We start from the raw sequence: 15,819 nt of genomic DNA, 5'->3' as shown, positions 1-15,819 counted from the left end.
TCGGGACTCCTCTCGCCGACATGCTCGGACGCGAAGATCCGCAGACGCCCGCATGACCTGACACACCGCTACACACCCTGCACACGACCAGAAGCCGCACCCGCCAGATCATTCACGGAACTGCGGACAGAGCCTTGAAAACGACCAGGGCTGCTCCGCCCCTCACTTGATGAAGCCCTCAAGTGACTGGGGAAGTTCGGTGAACGCCTAGCTCGTGGTGAGCCGGGGCCGCCGGCTCGATCAGTCTCCAGGTCACCCCGGCGCGTCAAGGGCCCCTTCGGCGTCGTCGCTCACAGGATGCGCTAGGCGTACTTGGGACCGGCCGCGGCGCCCCTGCTGCTGGCTGGCGGCGGCCTCTCCCTATGTGACGCCCGATCGCAGGCCAGTGCGAAGGGCAGTGGTGGCCAGGGTGGTTGGGCCGTCTGTTCGGGGCGGGGGGACGAGGTCGTGCTCCGTGCGATGACGCGGATGACGTGTGCGGCTGTCACCTCTGGCGGTTGACGACGGTCTCGGCGAGTTCGGCCAGTCGTTCGGTGTACGGCAGCCCGTGGAGAGTCGCGCGCGCATCGTCTGCGTACGATCGTGCTCGCCGGGCCGCCTCGGCCGCCGCACCGGTGCGTGTCACCACGTCGCATACGGCCTGGTGCGCGCTGGCGGGATCGATGCTTTCGTCTCGGAAGATGGTGTCGAGCCGCTTTCGGTCTGCGGCGTCTGCCAGCTCGTAGGCGAGCAGGACCGGGAGTGAGGGTTGCCGGTTGGCGACGTCGCTGACCGCCGCTTTGCCGGAGACATGGTCGGGGCTGGTGTAGGGGAGCAGGTCGTCGCGGATCTGGAACGCTGTACCGAGGTGTTCGCCGTACTGTCGCAGGGCCAGGGTCTGGGGCTGTGTCGCGCCGCTGAGGATGGCTCCTGCTTCGCAGGCCGCGCTGATGAGTGCGGCGGTCTTGCCGCGGATGACGTCCATCACCGTCGCAACTGAGCAGGTCAGATCTTCCCGGATCTCGGTCTCGCGCATCATGGCCTGCGTCATGCGGCGCATCGCATCGACGACCGCCCGGGTGGCCGGCAGGACGCGCTGCGCGAGTCCGCCGCTGAGCATGGCGGCGTGGCCCGCCATGGAGAGGCCGTCTCCCGCCAGCAGTGCCTCGGCGATGCCGAAGTGTTCGGCGGTAGAGGCACGTCCGCGGCGGACCGGGTCCTGGTCGACGATGTCGTCGTGTACCAGGCTCGCGACGTGCAGGCACTCGATACCGGCGGCGAACGCGAGCACTGGTTGTACCGCGCCGTTCACGGCTCTTGCCGCTTCCACGCACAGGATCGGCCGCAACAGCTTGCCCGAGGGGAACAGGGCGTCCAGGCAGACCAGTTCCATCAGGTCATCGCCTTTACCGACCCATCGCCGCAGTTCTGACTCGACGAGGTGGACCACTTCATCACTGGGCCCGCCGACGGCGCTTGCGTCGGGCACGACGTTCGGCATGAGACACCTTCCGGTGGTCAGAGAGACAGGGCGCATCGCCACACGGGTTTCCACACAGCCGTAATGTCGGCGAGGCGTGGCTTGACCGGCCGCCGCAGCACGTTGGCGCCGGCGGCGATGACCTGGTCGAGCAGCATGGAGCCGTATTCGATCGCCGCAGGCCATAGCGGACTTTGAAACGCGTGCTGCAGCTCTGTGCCCAGGCTGGGAAGACGGCGCTGGATGCGCTCGGCCTCGAAGGAGACGAGCTCTGCGATGGCGGGTGTCCACCGGCGGGCCATGATCTCCTCGACGGTGACGCCGAACCGGTCGAGATCCTCCAGCGGCAGATAGAGCCGGCTGTCAGCCAGATCATCGGCGAGATCGCAGAGCATGTCGACCAGTTGGGCCAGCGCACCCAGTTCCCGCAGTTGCGGCTCCGCGCTGCGGGCCTGCTCGCAGGACCCCGCCAGCATGCCCAGGCCGACGGTAGGGCCGCCGGTCATCTCCGCTGCCCACTGCTCCAGTTCCTCGTACGTCGTGAACGTGGTGAAGGCGGCGTCTTGGCGCATCGCGGTGAACGTGCCTTCGAGCAGTGGCCACAGCTCCTCGAAAGTGGCCATGGTGTGCGCGGTGGCGTGCAGGATCGGGTCGCGGTCACCCCCTGCCGCGCAAGCTGCCCGGGCAGCTGCCACATATTCGTCCAGACGGCGGACCCGGCCGTGGACAGGCCCGGTGTCCGCGTGATCGTCAGCTGTGAAAGCCAAGGCGATGACTGCTGCCGCGTACGGCCGTACCTGTGCGGGGAACGATCTGATCGCCCACCACCTGGTACGGCCTCCGTCTCGGGTGCCGGCGTCACGCAGGCACACCGCGTAGCACTCGCGCAGGACCGGATCATGGATACCTGCCGCGTCCAGCCATCGCCTTCCCAGCACTCGCCGACCTCTCTCTTTCTGGCATCAATCGGGGACAGCCACGTCAGCGCGCCTTCCGACACACGGCGCGGGGAGCCGCGTCCGGCCGAGGGCGTTGCGGGTACGGCGGTGGAAGGTAAGCAGGGCGCAGAGCGCGGCGCCGAGGAACCACGCGAGCTCGATGGCGAGGCAAGCGGGCAGCGACCCGGTGGAGAAGGCCGCGGCCGTGGCGGTCTGCATGGTGCCGTAGGACGGCAGCAGGCGCACCACAGGACTGTCGGCGCCTGAGCTGGCGAGGGGGTTTTGCAGGGCGACGTCGACGACGCTGACCATCACCATCGCGAACATGCCCTCGACCTCCCGGCGCAGCACGGATCCAAAGACGACGCCCAGGGCGCCGTACGTCATGGCATCGCAGAACAGCGCGGTGGCGAGCAGGAAGGGCTGACGCGGAGTCCAGGCCATGGCGGTCACGGCCGTGGCGTAGGAGGCGACGGTGGCGGAGGCGAGCCCCAGGGAGGTGATCTTGGCGAGTGCGAGGTGAGTGCGGGGGTAGCCGGCCATCGCCAGACGGCGGTCGAAGCGGCCGCCGGTGAAGGTGGCGGCGAACATCATGAACCCGGTGATCAGGGTGACGGCGTTGATGGCGCCGGTGATCTGGGTGAGGTTGTTGCCCGCGGGGGTCAGGAGCTGACCGGTGGCCTGGAGGCGGAACGGGGCGGGCCTGTCGGGCACGGCCGCGTGCACGAGCATGATCCAACAGGGGACGAACAGGACGACCAGGAACATGGCGAACCGGTTCCGGGCATGCTCGATCACGTCATACCGGATGGCCGTGACGAAGAGGACGAGGTGTCTTCTCATGCCGTCACCGCCGTGTTCGGGTGCAGCACCCCAGCGTCCAACCGCCACAGCTCGTCGAGGCGTTCGGCGTCGTAGGCCAGGTGAGAGACCACGAGGACGGAGCGGCCGGCGGCGCGCAGCCGGGCGGCGAGATCCCAGAACCGCTGGTAGGTGTCCCAGTCGAAGCCCTGGTAGGGCTCGTCCAGCAGCAGCACCTCTGGATCGTGCATGAGCGCGAGGGTGAGGTTCAGCTTCTGCCGGGTTCCGCCGCTGAGCAGCCCGGCGCGCTCGTCGGCGTATTCGGCAAACCTCAGAGCCTCCATGATGCCTTCGGCATGCCGGAGGTCGGCAAGGGCGAAGGCGGTCTTGAAGAACTCCAGATGCTGGCGGACGGTGAGGGCGTCGTTGAGGACCGCGTCCTGCGGGCAGTAGCCGAAGCGGCCCCGGTGGTTCACGGTCCCGCGCTGCGGGCGCAGCTCACCGGAGAGAATCTTCAGCAGGCTGGACTTGCCTGCGCCGTTCTCACCCACGATGCCGACCAGCACACCAGCCCGCAGGTCGATGTCGATGCCTCGAAGGACCTCACGACGGCCGTATGCGTGATGCACTCCCCGGACCTCCACCGCGCTCCTCCCCCACAGATGCAGTGCGAGAAGTTCAACGACTCCGCCAGCAGCCAGGACACGGTCCGACTCCGCAGCTCCGTTGACCGTGCGCGAGTCGGGCTGCAACAGGGAATCAAGCCGAGCGCGCATGACGCCACGCCGAGCACGTGGTGGGGAGATCCACCGAGCAGGTGTGGGGTCACCCCCGAGCAGGGGGTGGCCGCTTTCAGGGAGCGTCATCAGTACACCGAGGTCTTCACCGGCCTCCGCTCCGCAGCCCCGTTTGTCCGGGGGCTTCCACAACAACGAAAGGACCGTTGCTCATGACACAAGCGCGGTCGAGCGAATCTGGACACTCACGAGATAACGCGCCTGACCCGCACCGTGCACGAGGCCAGATGGTGAAGCCGATCCGGGCGGGATGTGCTGGAAGAGTCCGGGGAGGTGGCGAGGGCATGCCGCAGAGAGCATGAAGCGTCAGACCTTCACGACACTACGAGTTCAGTAGTGTCAGAGAAGACCTCTGGGTTATGAGCCCAGCGAGCTACCGAGCTGCTCCACCCCGCGTCGGTACGGTGAACTGTACGGCACCGACCCGGTTCGGCCGAATCGGCTTTCACCTGGAGGCAGGGCCAGCACTATGTAAGCGCTGCCGGCTACGGCACCCGCAGCCGACGGGGCATCCACTCGGTCCTCGATGTCGAGACCGCTCTGGCCGCCGCGGACACCGCCGCTCACCTTCGCGACCGCGTCGCTGCCGAGGAGAAGGTCTCCGGCCCGGCCGCCCGCCGGGCCCTGACGGCCGCTGCGACGACGCCGCGGTTCGAGGGCCGCATCGTCCCCAAGACGTTCGCGAAGAAGGCCGCCAAGTTCCTCGCCCGCGACGGCGTCGTGCTCTACGACAACCCTGACTCGTTCCTGATCTGCGCGTTCAAGCACGACAACGCACTCTGCGAACCCGACCCGGGCGAGACCGCGCCGAGGCAGTACGCCTGCCAGCAAGGCTGCGGCAACACCGTCCGCACCGACATGCACGCACGTCAGATGCGGGAAATGGCCGACGAGATCGACCTCAAGGCCAGCCTCGTCCCGGAGAAGCTCGCCAAACGACTGCGGCGCAACGCCGACAACTTCCGCAAGATGGCCGATGCCCATGACGCCACTGCCCAGACCGCCGAGGCCCTGACATGAATCAGGACCACCCCGACGAACGGACCCGCATCCGCGAGGCCATGGACCGGCTCCTCACCGGCCAGGCCACCGCCTCCAACGGAAGCATGACCGCGGCCGCCCTCGCCGCCGAAGCCGGCGTCCACCGCATGGCGGTTCCGTCTGTGCCGCAACGGCCTCCACACGCCGTGGATCCCTCACATCGAGGCAGTGCCAGGCGGCGCTCGGTGCCGAGCCGGGGAGGGTTGAGAACGTCGCGGCCGTCGAGTGCCCCGCCTCTGACGCCTGGCGGACCAGCTCATTGCCAAGAAACCCGCTGCCACCAACGATCAACACCGTCATGGTGGGACACGATAAGGGACTCGCGAACCCACTTGTGGGCGGTCGGCGAGAGCAGCGCGTCCGGCAGGTGGCCGGGAAACCGCGCGGAAACGGTCCGGCCAGCACACAAAGCGATGCGCTGCGGCACCCCGCCCAAGTAACGAACCCAGGTCCCCTCGGCGGCCGGGCAGTTCGTGGACGGCCGGGGAAGTCACGCCAGGTCCATGCCCAGCTCGGTGTCCGGCCGGCAGAAGTTGCACGCCGAAATGGTGGGGTCCGTGAGGGCGGCCCGCGCCTCGTCGGCCCTGATCGGGTGTGGCGCCCCCTCGATCATGGTGCAGTTGGCCAGGTGGATGAAGGCGGGCTCCGGGCCGTTCGGGGTGCGCTTCTGCTGCACGACGTACCCGGTCCTCGCTGGCGGCGGAGCGAACGCCGGCAGCGGTCCTGCGCCCTTCACCTTGCGCCCCGGCCGCTGCTGCTGTGGCGGCCGTTCGGCGTGTCGGAGCGCAGTGACGACGGCCTCCCGCTGGAGCCGAAGGTAAGTGGCGACCGTTTCGTTGTCAGCGATCTCCTTCTCGAGGTGCGCGAGGATGGCCCGGAGCCGGTGGGGGTCGGGCGGCAGCGGCGGGTTAGGAGGAGGTTCGGACACGGCGCTCACCGTGCAGCGCTGCCCAGGCTGCTGACCGCCGGCCCTGCCAGTACGGGTGGAACAGCACCTGCGACGACAGGCGGATCAGTCGTCTGCGCAGCGCGGTCCGAGGGCGCACAGCGAGCTGCCTGTAGACGGCGTGCCACTCCTCCTGTGCTCGGGCGAGGTCGTCGGGAATCGGTCGCATGACCGAATTCAATCATGTGTTCGATTTTCGGGGCGAGTCGTGGAGGGCCGATGTGCCTCGCAGCGATAGCGATAGTTGGCCAGTCGCAGTGCTACCTGGCCACAACGCGTCCTGGTGGAGACGTCGCGATCCAGACAGGTTGATGAGATACCCGTCGCGAGTCCCCGCGCATGGAGTGCGCCAGCTCGTAGAAGTGTCGTGCCTGGGCGGCGGACAGGCGTCGCGCCTCCCACAGCAGCGCCGCGGCATCCATCGCCTCCGGGACCGGAGGCGATGGCACCTGACGCAGACAAGCGCCCGTCAGTGTGGTCGGTTCGCGGGATCCCTAGCAGATTCGGCGTCAGGCCGTCCCGGTTGCGCAGCCATAGATGCCTTTGGATGCTTGAAAGAGAGCGAGTCTTAGCAAGGAGGGCTCACCTCCATGGGACGCTGGGCTGCAATCGCGATCGGCGTGGGACGGGCGCCGGGGCTCCGTCCGCTCAAGGCCGCGTGTCAAGGTGCCAGGGATTTTGCCAAATGGGCACGAGAGCAGGGTTTTGACCCCGTGATTGAGTTTCTTGACGAGGTTGCTCCCGTGACTTTCCATGCGGTGGACAAGGAGGTGAACAAGATAGTCGAGGAGGCTGAAAAATCTAGGAATATTGATCGACTATTTATCTACTTCGCTGGACATGGAAAGGACAACGGAACAGGCGAAGACTGCTGGCTGCTCAGTGGCGTTATGCGAGATGGCCGCGAGGCGATTAATCTCACTGAAACAGCTCAGAGAGCGTGGGACTCGGCTATCCCACACGTCGCCTTCTTTGGCGACGCCTGCCGGGTGCTTACGAGCAAGGTGCGGGGCAAGGGGCTCTCCCTCTTCCCAGACCGGGTCTTTCACGAGAAGGTAGAGGTCGATCAGTTCCACGCCTGCGCCCCCGGAGCTCCTGCCCATGAACTACCACCAGACCTTGACGCTCCAGAGTCGAGCGGATACGGGCTGTACACGAAGTATCTGGTGGCGGCACTGTCTGGAGAGGCGCCTGCGGCCATTGCTCCAACCCCCGGAGCCGCAGCTTCCCACGCAGTCCTCTCCAGAAAGCTACGCGACCATTTGGCAGACGAAGTGCCGTGGCGTGCTGGACTCTCTCGCCTTGTCCAAGAACCGAGGGCTCAAGCGAATTCCCATTGGCCGGACAACGTAATGGCGTGGATTGACAAGCCGACGTCAGGCTCAGCGCGACCGCAGGAAGGTAAATCCGAAGAAGGCGGCGACTCCAGTGGATTGCCGTCGGGTCAGCCGGAGTTCAGAGATGAGGTCGCTGAAAATCTCGCCAGCATTGAAGCTTCCCGCAGCTTGGGGTTGGATACGGGCATTTCTGTTCACGGTGCCCAGATAACGAAGTTTAGATTGATTAGCAATCAGCAGTCCAGCCATGAGCTGCGTGAGCGCAATGCAATACGTGGTCGCCCCAAGAAGGCAGCCCCAATCCTGCTTCAGCTCGATCGAGCATGGCAGGGCCAGAGGATGTGGTCTGCTTCCACAATTCTTCCGGATTATGCTACTCAATTGCGCGTAGGTCGCAACGGTGTAGCGCATATAGCGTGTTTTCGCAAAGGCAACGGTTTCGACAGAGACGTGATGGCCTGGGTGACTGCGCGGTCACGCTGGGGATGGACGATTCACGAACATCCTAAGGTTCTAACCGCTACCGAAGAAAGCCTAAATCCCGTCCTCGTCGTACTGATGGCTCACTCATTGCACCGGTCCGGCCAAACCAGCGAGGTGTCTCGTCTTCTGGAGATTCTGAGAGAACGAAATGTTCCTGTCCCTTTTGATGTTGCCCTCATGGCAGAGAAGATGCGACCTTCAGAACCCGACATAGCCCCTGGATATCCGTGGACAATGCGGGGGTGGTACCTTCTCGGGCAAAGCAAATACGGTAAGGGATTTGCGAGAATGGTCGAACCCTATCTCGCTCCCGCTTTCTGGACGACATTGCTCGATCCGCCGGAAAAGGTTCAGCGTGCGCTTCTGCATGGAGACTGCTGACATGCCGATTCCTTTCTTCTGGAGGATTTGGGATGAGACTGGTATTCGTTCACGGGCGTGGGCAAGGTGAGTCAAGCAGCGAGAAGTTGCGAGACAAATGGCTCGAGGCGCTGGAGGCTGGTTGCAGGTCGGCCGGCGTGAGCCTAGCCGACCCTCTCGATCTCGGAGTGCCCTTCTATGGGCGCGCGCTTGATGAGGCGACCGCAGAAGTACCTGTTAAGGCGATCATCCGGGGCAGCGACGAGGCGCCCGATCCCGTAGAGGAAGAGCTTCTGTTGGAGCTTGCCGCGCGAGCTGAGATCACGGACGAAGAGATCTCCGAGGAGTTGGCCGAGCCCGTGGTGGCTCGCAAGCCAGAGAACTGGAGGTGGGTCCTCGCTGCCGGACGGCTACTGAGCAGGCGCTTCCCATCTTTGGGTGAAGATTTTATTCGCCGTTTTACTGCAGATGTTCATGCGTATCTGCACTGGCCCCATGCCCGTAACCCGGTCAACAAATTGTTCATCGATGAATGCGGCGATGGGCCTACAGTTGTGGTGAGTCATTCATTGGGTACTATTGTGGCCTATTGGGCTCTAGCGGAGCATAAGGCGCCACCGCCTGTTCCATTGTTCGTTACGCTTGGCTCCCCCCTGGGGATTGAAGCGATAAAAAGGAGGTTGCCAAGGCCAGTCGGTAAACCTTCGTGCGTGAAAATTTGGCTCAATGCGGCCGATGTCCGTGACCCGGTTGCCTTGTTCGCTCGCCTAGACCGAGACACTTTCCCGGCGCAAATCGAGAACTTGAGCGACGTTCATAACCCCAAAGACAACCCTCACGCAATCACTGGTTACCTGGCTGATTGCACAGTGGCTGCGCGGATCATGGGTGCTCTCTAGATATCTGTCTCCTGTACGTCGAGCTCTCTGGGGTTCAGCAACCATGCCATCATCGCGCCGAAACTGGGATGCTCCGTTATGCCGCTAGCCTAGTCAGAAGCCGGAACCTCCCACGCTCGGGCCTTTGCGACTCCGCCGCACACCTCGCCCCAACTCTGTGCCGAAGTGGAGTCCGCGGCGGCCGACTATCTCTGAGGAAAATGACCAACCATCGTTGAGCACCGTCCGCTCACCAGCAGCCTTCTCGCAGCCTATGGCCAACTATCGATGCGAGTCACAGCCGACGATTCGACTCATCTGACGCTCACCCTGTCGGTCACCCCGTTGGGAGCATGTGCGTTTCGACGCGGATCGGCGGGAGGCGTGGATGGGCCTTGATGAACTGCAGCAGCAGGCGATGCGAGTCCATGATCTGTACGACCGGCTGAACCGGCATGAACGGGGCCGGGTGTGGACACGGGAGGAGTTCATGCTCGGCTTCGCGGGCGATGTCGGCGATCTGGCCAAACTGGTCATGGCCGAAGAGGGAGCGCGGGACATGCCGGGCGGTCGAGCGGCACTGGAGCACGAACTCGCGGACTGCCTGTGGTCGGTGCTCATCCTGGCCCAGCGCTATGGCGTCGATCTTGAGACCGCCTATCGCCGCACGATGGCGGAACTGGAGACGTCGATCAGCGCCAGGCTCCCCGGTGATGAGAACCCGTCGTGACCGCGGGGCCTCGACTGCCGAAGCGCGATCAAGGACTGGTGAACTGGTGGAGCGGGAACCCATGGATCTTGATGCCTACGTCACCAGGGCCCGGACCGGCCCCTGCTTCATCTGTGCGTACTTGGGCGGACACCCGGACTACCAGCACGAGACGATCTACGAAGACGACGCGCATGTCGCATTCCTGGACCGGTGGCCCACCGTCCCCGGCAAAGTACTCGTCGCCCCGAAGGCACACATCGAGCACGTTGCCCGCGACCTGGACCAGGCCGCGTTCAGCAGCCTGATGCTCGTCGTCCACAGGGTCGCACTCGCCGTGGAGGAGGTCTTCCGCCCAGAGCGGACCTACCTGCTGTCGCTGGGAAGCCAGCAGGGCAACGCACACGTGCACTGGCATATCGCTGGGCTGCCACCCGGCGTCCCGTACGAGGGTCAGCAGTTTCACGCCCTCATGACCGAGAACGGCGTGCTGGCCCCGACCTCCGAGCTGAGCGCGGACACGGCGAACAAGCTGCGCACGTCCATCGCGACCGGCCGGGACCGTCCCTGTGGCCCGCGGCTGGAGTGGGATGGGCTGTGACCGGGATGCGCACCACCTGCCACCGGATGACTCTGGAGGTATGAAGGCCACGTGGTCCGGGATGCTCCAGTTCGCACTGGTCGCCCTGCCGATCAGGCTGTACGCGGCCACGGAGGAGCATCCCGTGCGCCTTCGCGAGATCCATATCGCCGATGGCAGCCGCGTCGAACACCGTCGCTTCTGTAGGGCCGAGAACAGGGAAATCCCCTACGACCAGGTCGGCAGAGGCTTCGAGCTGGCCGATGGCCGTATGGTGCCGCTCACGGAGGAGGACTTGGCCCGCCTGCCTTTGCCCACCAAGCGCTCCGTCGATGTGCTCGGCTTTGTGCCCTTCGAGGACATCGACCCCATCAGCTACGGCCGGCCGTACTATGCGGGGCCTGGACCTGGCGCCGACCGGCCGTATGCCCTGCTCGTCGAGGCCCTCGCCCGCACCGGCTACGTCGCCGTGTGCAAAGTCGCCCTGCGCAGCCGGGAGCGTCTGGCGCTGCTTCGCCCCCGGCATGGCGTGCTCATCTTGCAGACACTTTTGTGGCAGGACGAACTGCGTGAACCGGGAGACCTCGCGCCCTCCACGCCGGTCAGCGACCGGGAGCTGGAACTGGCCGAGGTGCTGATTCGGGAGCTTATCGGTATCGACGTCGGTGAGGTGCACGACGAGTACGCCCACGCCCTTGAACGGCTCGTGGACGCGAAGATCACCGGCGGTCAGCTCGTCGAACCGGCTGAGCCGGCTGTGGCGATCGATCTGATGGCGGCGCTCGAGGAGAGCGTCCGGGCGGCCAAGCGGACACACGGACGTTCGTCTGCCGGGCCTCGGTCATCGTCATAAAGGGACCGGGGCAATCCACTCATGGCAGCGGTCAGTTCGTGTCCCCCGTCAAGGAAGGCAGTCGCCGATGATGAGGTGACCTGCGGCGCCCGGGTTGGCCGCCCAAGGTAGCCGCCTCGGTGTACGGCGGGCCGAGTCCGGCGACCTGAGACGACTTGGCTGGACGGCAAGGACCGGCGCCGACTGGGTCCGATGGCAACGGGCAGTTCGCCGGGGGCAGACAGGAAAGACGGCCGAAGGGGCTGGTACAAACCGCAGGGGCATGTCAACCTAGACGACCTTCCCGGAAAACCCCAGGTCAGAGAGGTGATGCCGTGGCAGCGGATGCCGTACAACCCGGATTCGCCACGACTGTCGAGGCCCTGCGGCTGCGCTCCTGGAGGCTCGGCTCTGGCCAGCCGATGGGCGTGATCGACCAGTTCACGGAGGCCGATTTCCAGCACATCGTCGACGACCGGGCGGATGTTCATATCAGTTCGCGCGATGGCCGTTTCTACCTCGGCTGGTTCCCGAACAGCCGGCCCGGTGGCGACGGCGAGGACTGGGTCAAGGACGAGGGCTGGGTGATCGCTGTGACCGGCACCGCGAATGTCCCCGGCTACCGGATGTCCTTCGGTACCGAAACGCCGGCGGAGATCATCCTGGCAGTCGTGACTCAGATCCTGGGCACCTCCCGGCCGCTGTGACCGACACACCCCACCCGCTCATACGCGACGCGTACCCCGCCCCCGCTCGCGGCGGCCTGTCGCCTGATACCTCTTGGAGAATGTCTTGGACCGCGAAGTGACCGTCGGAGAACTCGTCGACATGCTGTCCGCCTGTGACCGCGACGTGCCCGTCCGCTTGGCCATCAATCCCTTCTTCCCCATGGCTCACCGTCTGGGCGGTGTGCGGGCGGCCGTGGACGAGCGCGGCCGGCCGGTGGTCTACATCGCCGAGTCCAAGGAGGCCGAGCAGTTCGGCCCCCTGCCGCCCGAGGTGGCCGTCGACCTGACCTGGCAGCCGCCGACCGAGGCACCCCCGCGCCGCCGGCGCGGCACGTCCCGTCCTGACGACGGCCAGTGATCCACCCCTGCATACGGAGGCGCCCCTGCACCCGCACCACCCCATCGATCCCTCCCGTCCCGACTCGCCGGACCCGGCGTACTGGGTCACCCCACGCCACCTGGCCGGTGACGACGACGCCCTTGCCGAACGGGTCGCCGAGGCGCTCACGGGCCTCGGCTGGCGCATGTGGCCGACCTCCCGTAGCACCCTGCTGTACGTGAGCCCGGACGAACTGCGCGGCGCCGAGTGGATCCGCGCGTCCTACCCGTTCGAACTCGGCGGCCTGCCCGTGGCCTGGCAGTTGTCCGCCCGCTCCCATGCCGGCTCCGTCATGACGGAGTGGAACGCCTACTTCACCCCCGGCGTCCCGCACGAGGCCCTCACCGATCTCCTCATCGCTCTCGACGTCCGCGAAGCGCCCGATACTGGCTTCGCGGACGCCGAGTGCGTCCTTGCGGCGCTCAGCGCGCACGGCTGGGTGCGGGACATCGACCGCCCGCGGACGACCGCCTCGGATCCGGCCTTTGCCACCAGCTTCTCCCTGGAGACGGTGCCGCCGCTCATCCATGACGCGGACCCGCGCGAGGATCTGCTGGGGTGGCAGGCGTGGGCCGAACCGGTTTTCGGCGCCCCGTACTTGTGGTGTGCCAGCTTCAGCGCGAGCGTCCCCCACGACCTCGTCGCCGCCTTCGCCTCCTCGCTCGCCTCACCCGTCCCGGTCTGGCGCCGCACGATCCCGGCGGAGGCCGAGGGCCGCCTGAACGTCGTCCGCAGTCGCTGAGGCCGCGGACAGTCGCATCCGTGAGAGCCCCCGATCTGGCCATTTACACCAAGACCGAGGGCCGCCTCGCCCGACGTGCACTGCGTTCGGCTCGTGACCATCGAGCGGCCCCGGCCGAAGCGGATGTTCGGCCCCTCACCGAGCCGTCGGCCTCGTAACACGTGGCGGGCGTAAGCGCTGCCCGGTGCTCCAAGCCCTATCGGCTTGGAGCACCGGGCTATCGCCGTACCGGCAGCCACAGCTCTGCCGTCGGCCGCGCCGCTGTGAGGCTGATCTGTTTGGCTGGATGCAAGATCAGACCCCTCTCCTCTGGTACCGGCGGCAGGAAGTCCATCTCGTCCGCCAGGGCTACGATCGTTCGGCATGACAGTCGAGCAGTATGTCGAGCAGTTCCTGCTGTGTGCGCTCGAAGCATCGGAGGGCAGGCTCAGCGAGTTCCTGGACCCTCAAGCGGTCATGGGTCCCGCCCAGCTCGACATGGCTGAGATTGACGGCGTCCTCTCGATGCTGATCGCCCGGCGTTACGTGAGCAGCGAGAGCGAGAGAGCCGACGGTTCCGTACGGCTGATCAAGTTGACGGGCGCCGGTCTGGAGCATGCACGGCACTTGCGCCAGATTTCGCGGTCCAAGGCTGAACGCGCCGGGGGGTCGGCGAGCCTTCAGGAATTCGCTGGAGGCGAGCACTGGTGGTTCGCTGGCACTCAGGTCTCATGGGACGAGGTGCTCGCCGCGGTCTACTTCCTCGAAGCCGAGAACCTTCTCGCGGTGGAGCGCACCACCGCCAGCATCGGTATCCGGCCGACCCCCCTGGGCATCAAGTTCGCCCTCTCCAACATGACCTTGAGGACCTTCATGAGCACCCAAAAGCTGCCGTCTTCCGGCGTCACCAACAACTACGGCGACAGTATCGTCGTCCACGGGGATGTATCCGGCAGCGCTCTCGTAACGGGCGGCGGCAACACCCAGACGGTCAACCAGGGGGTGAATGTAGACGCGCTTGTGTCGCTGGTTGCCCAACTACGCCAGATTGCACCGGCCTTGGAGCTGAGGGCAGACGACGCCCAGGACCTCGCCGAGGGGATCGACGCCCTTGAACGCGAGGGAGCCGAGCCTGGCCGGGGTCACAAGATCTGGCGAGCGATCATGCGCATTGTGAACCCCGCCCTCGTTTCCGCCGTAGCGGCCGGCTCTGAACAGGCAGTTCAGGCAGCCATCACGGCCGGCTCTGAACTGTTCAGCTGACCACCCGCCGCAAAGGACGCGTGGAGGTCGTGGCCTTCGACACGGCGAACCAGGGCGTCGGCGGCTACGGCGTTACAGCGTCCGGACGGCAGGTGTCGCCCAGCACCAGCTGCTGGCGTCTCTTCGCCTGCTCCGGAGTCCCGCAAACCGCATGCGCCTGATCACACCGGCTGGAACCCTGGGAGCACTTCAAGGACGACGGGAGCCAGACATTGATCATCTTGGACACGAGCATCCTTCGGACCTTCAGCCCGGACAGCAGCACCGCCGATCTCGTCCAAGCGATTCAGCAGCTGGGCACCGAGTCTGTCGCGGTCCCGTGGATGGTTCTGGAGGAGCTTGCCGCCCAGCAGGCCATCAAATACCGGGAGAAGTACGAGGCGGCGGCCCGCGCCGTCGAGGCCCTACAACATGCCACCCCGTGGCTGATGGACGTCTCGCTCGGAGAGTGCGAGCTGGACGGGGTTCGCGCTTACTGGCGGAGCACGTGGCGCGAGGTCATCGAGACGATCCCGACGAGCGAGGAAGCTCTGCGCGAAGCGGCCTTCCGGGAGGCGAACGCTCTTCCCCCATGCAAGACGTCGAAGGGTGAGAAGACCGGCTCACGGGATGCGGCGATCTGGCTGTCCGCCGTGGAATACGCTCGCAAGTACGCACAGAAGACCGTGTACTTCGTGAGTGCCAACACCAGGGACTTCAGCCAGGGAGCGCCTTATCCATTCCCGATGTGCGATGACCTCGCTGGCATCGAGGACCGATTCGTGCACCTGACCGCCATGAGCGACGTCCTCACCCGATTCACGGAGCCGGTGGAGACCAACGATACGCTCGTGCTTCAAATCCTGCGCTCGCCCGCCGTGCTCGAAGAGATCGTGACCACAGCACAGGACTTCGTTCCGAACGCCATGCAGGGGTACCTAGACTGCACTGCGTCGACGGGACTCGCTGACGGCACCGTGCTCGTTTCGGGGTACGCGTGGACGGCAACGAAGGCGACCCTCGGTACGGTTGAGCGAGTGGAGACCTATCGCATAGCCGATAAGGAGTGGTGCACAGCGGTCGTGCAGTGGCACCTCGGTGGCGTGGTATTGGCTGAGGCGTTCCCCACGGGCATCTGGGCGGGGTGCAGCTGGACAACATCGGTCATGTTCGCACCGGACTCCGACGACCCTGGCCTCGTGCTGCTCAGGGATGAGAGGCCCCAACCACTCGGAGACGAGGACTTCAAGGCACTGGGCCTGCCCCTTTCGGATCCGCCCCCGACTACTCCAGTGGAGCATGCGGTCGCGGATCTGGTGCACGCCGCGAGCGAGGCCCTTTTCATCCCCAACCTGCACCCGCTGCGAGGGCAACGTACCTACGAGGGTGCCCTCGCCCGGAAGGCATCGCGGGTCGTCCAAGGCGAGACTTTCGCCGGGTAGGCACCCGGTGTGTCGTTTTGTACGACGTCACGGCCACGTCGGAGCCGAATACCGGTGGGTTTGATGGCTGCGTGCGGAACCGATAGCCCCGCAGACATGACGGTGCCCTGGCCCGTCGGTGGATGACGGGCCAGGGCACCGAGTTC

17 protein-coding genes are annotated in these 15,819 nt (G+C 65.7%); 11 read left to right on the top strand and 6 right to left on the bottom strand.

What is annotated here, in order from left to right:
• Window positions 1-484 precede the first annotated feature (484 nt).
• From AB0L75_RS28075 to AB0L75_RS28060, 4 genes are all read right to left on the bottom strand, one after another.
• On the bottom strand, window positions 485-1,480 hold the full coding sequence (locus tag AB0L75_RS28075) for a polyprenyl synthetase family protein (RefSeq protein WP_365186078.1): 996 nt from the start codon (window positions 1,478-1,480) through the stop codon (window positions 485-487).
• Window positions 1,481-1,497: 17 nt separating this feature from the next.
• Complete coding sequence (locus AB0L75_RS28070) at window positions 1,498-2,331, bottom strand: squalene/phytoene synthase family protein (protein ID WP_365186304.1); 834 nt, start codon at window positions 2,329-2,331, stop codon at window positions 1,498-1,500.
• Between the two features lie 90 nt (window positions 2,332-2,421).
• The gene (locus tag AB0L75_RS28065) at window positions 2,422-3,240 is read right to left on the bottom strand and encodes an ABC transporter permease (protein WP_365186076.1); all 819 of its coding nucleotides are present in this window, start codon (window positions 3,238-3,240) and stop codon (window positions 2,422-2,424) included.
• Window positions 3,237-3,827 carry an ATP-binding cassette domain-containing protein gene (locus AB0L75_RS28060; RefSeq protein ID WP_365186074.1) on the bottom strand — a complete coding sequence of 197 codons (591 nt, stop codon included), beginning with the start codon at window positions 3,825-3,827 and terminating at the stop codon, window positions 3,237-3,239. The genes AB0L75_RS28065 and AB0L75_RS28060 overlap by 4 nt, the downstream gene beginning before the upstream one ends.
• An 888-nt stretch (window positions 3,828-4,715) precedes the next feature.
• Here AB0L75_RS28060 and AB0L75_RS28055 point away from each other — a divergent pair.
• Window positions 4,716-5,015 (top strand): hypothetical protein, encoded by a 300-nt coding sequence (locus AB0L75_RS28055; protein ID WP_365186071.1) that lies wholly within the window; start codon window positions 4,716-4,718, stop codon window positions 5,013-5,015.
• 511 nt (window positions 5,016-5,526) lie between these two features.
• Here AB0L75_RS28055 and AB0L75_RS28050 read toward each other — a convergent pair.
• Both AB0L75_RS28050 and AB0L75_RS28045 read right to left on the bottom strand, forming a co-directional pair.
• Window positions 5,527-5,964, bottom strand: a complete 438-nt coding sequence (locus AB0L75_RS28050; RefSeq protein ID WP_365186068.1) for a DUF6233 domain-containing protein — start codon at window positions 5,962-5,964, stop codon at window positions 5,527-5,529.
• Window positions 5,945-6,151, bottom strand: a complete 207-nt coding sequence (locus AB0L75_RS28045) for a hypothetical protein (protein WP_365186065.1) — start codon at window positions 6,149-6,151, stop codon at window positions 5,945-5,947. Before AB0L75_RS28045 ends, AB0L75_RS28050 begins: the two co-directional genes overlap by 20 nt.
• 421 nt (window positions 6,152-6,572) lie before the next feature.
• On the opposite strand from AB0L75_RS28045, the gene AB0L75_RS28040 reads away from it, so the two are divergent.
• The 10 genes from AB0L75_RS28040 to AB0L75_RS27995 all read left to right on the top strand — a co-directional run bounded on the left by AB0L75_RS28040 (window position 6,573) and on the right by AB0L75_RS27995 (window position 15,673).
• Window positions 6,573-8,183 carry a caspase family protein gene (locus AB0L75_RS28040; protein WP_365186063.1) on the top strand — a complete coding sequence of 537 codons (1,611 nt, stop codon included), beginning with the start codon at window positions 6,573-6,575 and terminating at the stop codon, window positions 8,181-8,183.
• 32 nt (window positions 8,184-8,215) lie between these two features.
• On the top strand, window positions 8,216-9,061 hold the full coding sequence (locus AB0L75_RS28035; protein ID WP_365186060.1) for an alpha/beta hydrolase: 846 nt from the start codon (window positions 8,216-8,218) through the stop codon (window positions 9,059-9,061).
• A gap of 334 nt (window positions 9,062-9,395) precedes the next feature.
• Entirely contained in the window at window positions 9,396-9,770 is a 375-nt protein-coding gene (locus AB0L75_RS28030) for a MazG nucleotide pyrophosphohydrolase domain-containing protein (protein ID WP_365186057.1), read from the top strand.
• Window positions 9,771-9,831: 61 nt separating this feature from the next.
• The gene (locus tag AB0L75_RS28025) at window positions 9,832-10,350 is read left to right on the top strand and encodes an HIT family protein (RefSeq protein ID WP_365186055.1); all 519 of its coding nucleotides are present in this window, start codon (window positions 9,832-9,834) and stop codon (window positions 10,348-10,350) included.
• Between the two features lie 40 nt (window positions 10,351-10,390).
• On the top strand, window positions 10,391-11,182 hold the full coding sequence (locus AB0L75_RS28020) for a Ku protein (RefSeq protein WP_365186052.1): 792 nt from the start codon (window positions 10,391-10,393) through the stop codon (window positions 11,180-11,182).
• Between the two features lie 314 nt (window positions 11,183-11,496).
• Window positions 11,497-11,868, top strand: a complete 372-nt coding sequence (locus AB0L75_RS28015) for a DUF317 domain-containing protein (protein WP_365186050.1) — start codon at window positions 11,497-11,499, stop codon at window positions 11,866-11,868.
• 121 nt (window positions 11,869-11,989) lie between these two features.
• Window positions 11,990-12,247, top strand: coding sequence for a hypothetical protein (locus AB0L75_RS28010; RefSeq protein WP_365186302.1), 258 nt, complete (start codon window positions 11,990-11,992; stop codon window positions 12,245-12,247).
• A 43-nt stretch (window positions 12,248-12,290) separates the two neighbouring features.
• The gene (locus AB0L75_RS28005; RefSeq protein WP_365186299.1) at window positions 12,291-13,010 is read left to right on the top strand and encodes a DUF317 domain-containing protein; all 720 of its coding nucleotides are present in this window, start codon (window positions 12,291-12,293) and stop codon (window positions 13,008-13,010) included.
• A 363-nt stretch (window positions 13,011-13,373) separates the two neighbouring features.
• Complete coding sequence (locus AB0L75_RS28000) at window positions 13,374-14,252, top strand: hypothetical protein (protein WP_365186048.1); 879 nt, start codon at window positions 13,374-13,376, stop codon at window positions 14,250-14,252.
• A 221-nt stretch (window positions 14,253-14,473) separates the two neighbouring features.
• On the top strand, window positions 14,474-15,673 hold the full coding sequence (locus AB0L75_RS27995; RefSeq protein ID WP_365186046.1) for a PIN domain-containing protein: 1,200 nt from the start codon (window positions 14,474-14,476) through the stop codon (window positions 15,671-15,673).
• The last annotated feature ends 146 nt before the right edge of the window (window positions 15,674-15,819 follow it).

The sequence above is a fragment of the Streptomyces sp. NPDC052101 genome, assembly GCF_040680235.1.
Taxonomy (GTDB): Bacteria; Actinomycetota; Actinomycetes; order Streptomycetales; family Streptomycetaceae; genus Streptomyces.
This window is presented reverse-complemented; position numbering and strand designations above follow the sequence as displayed.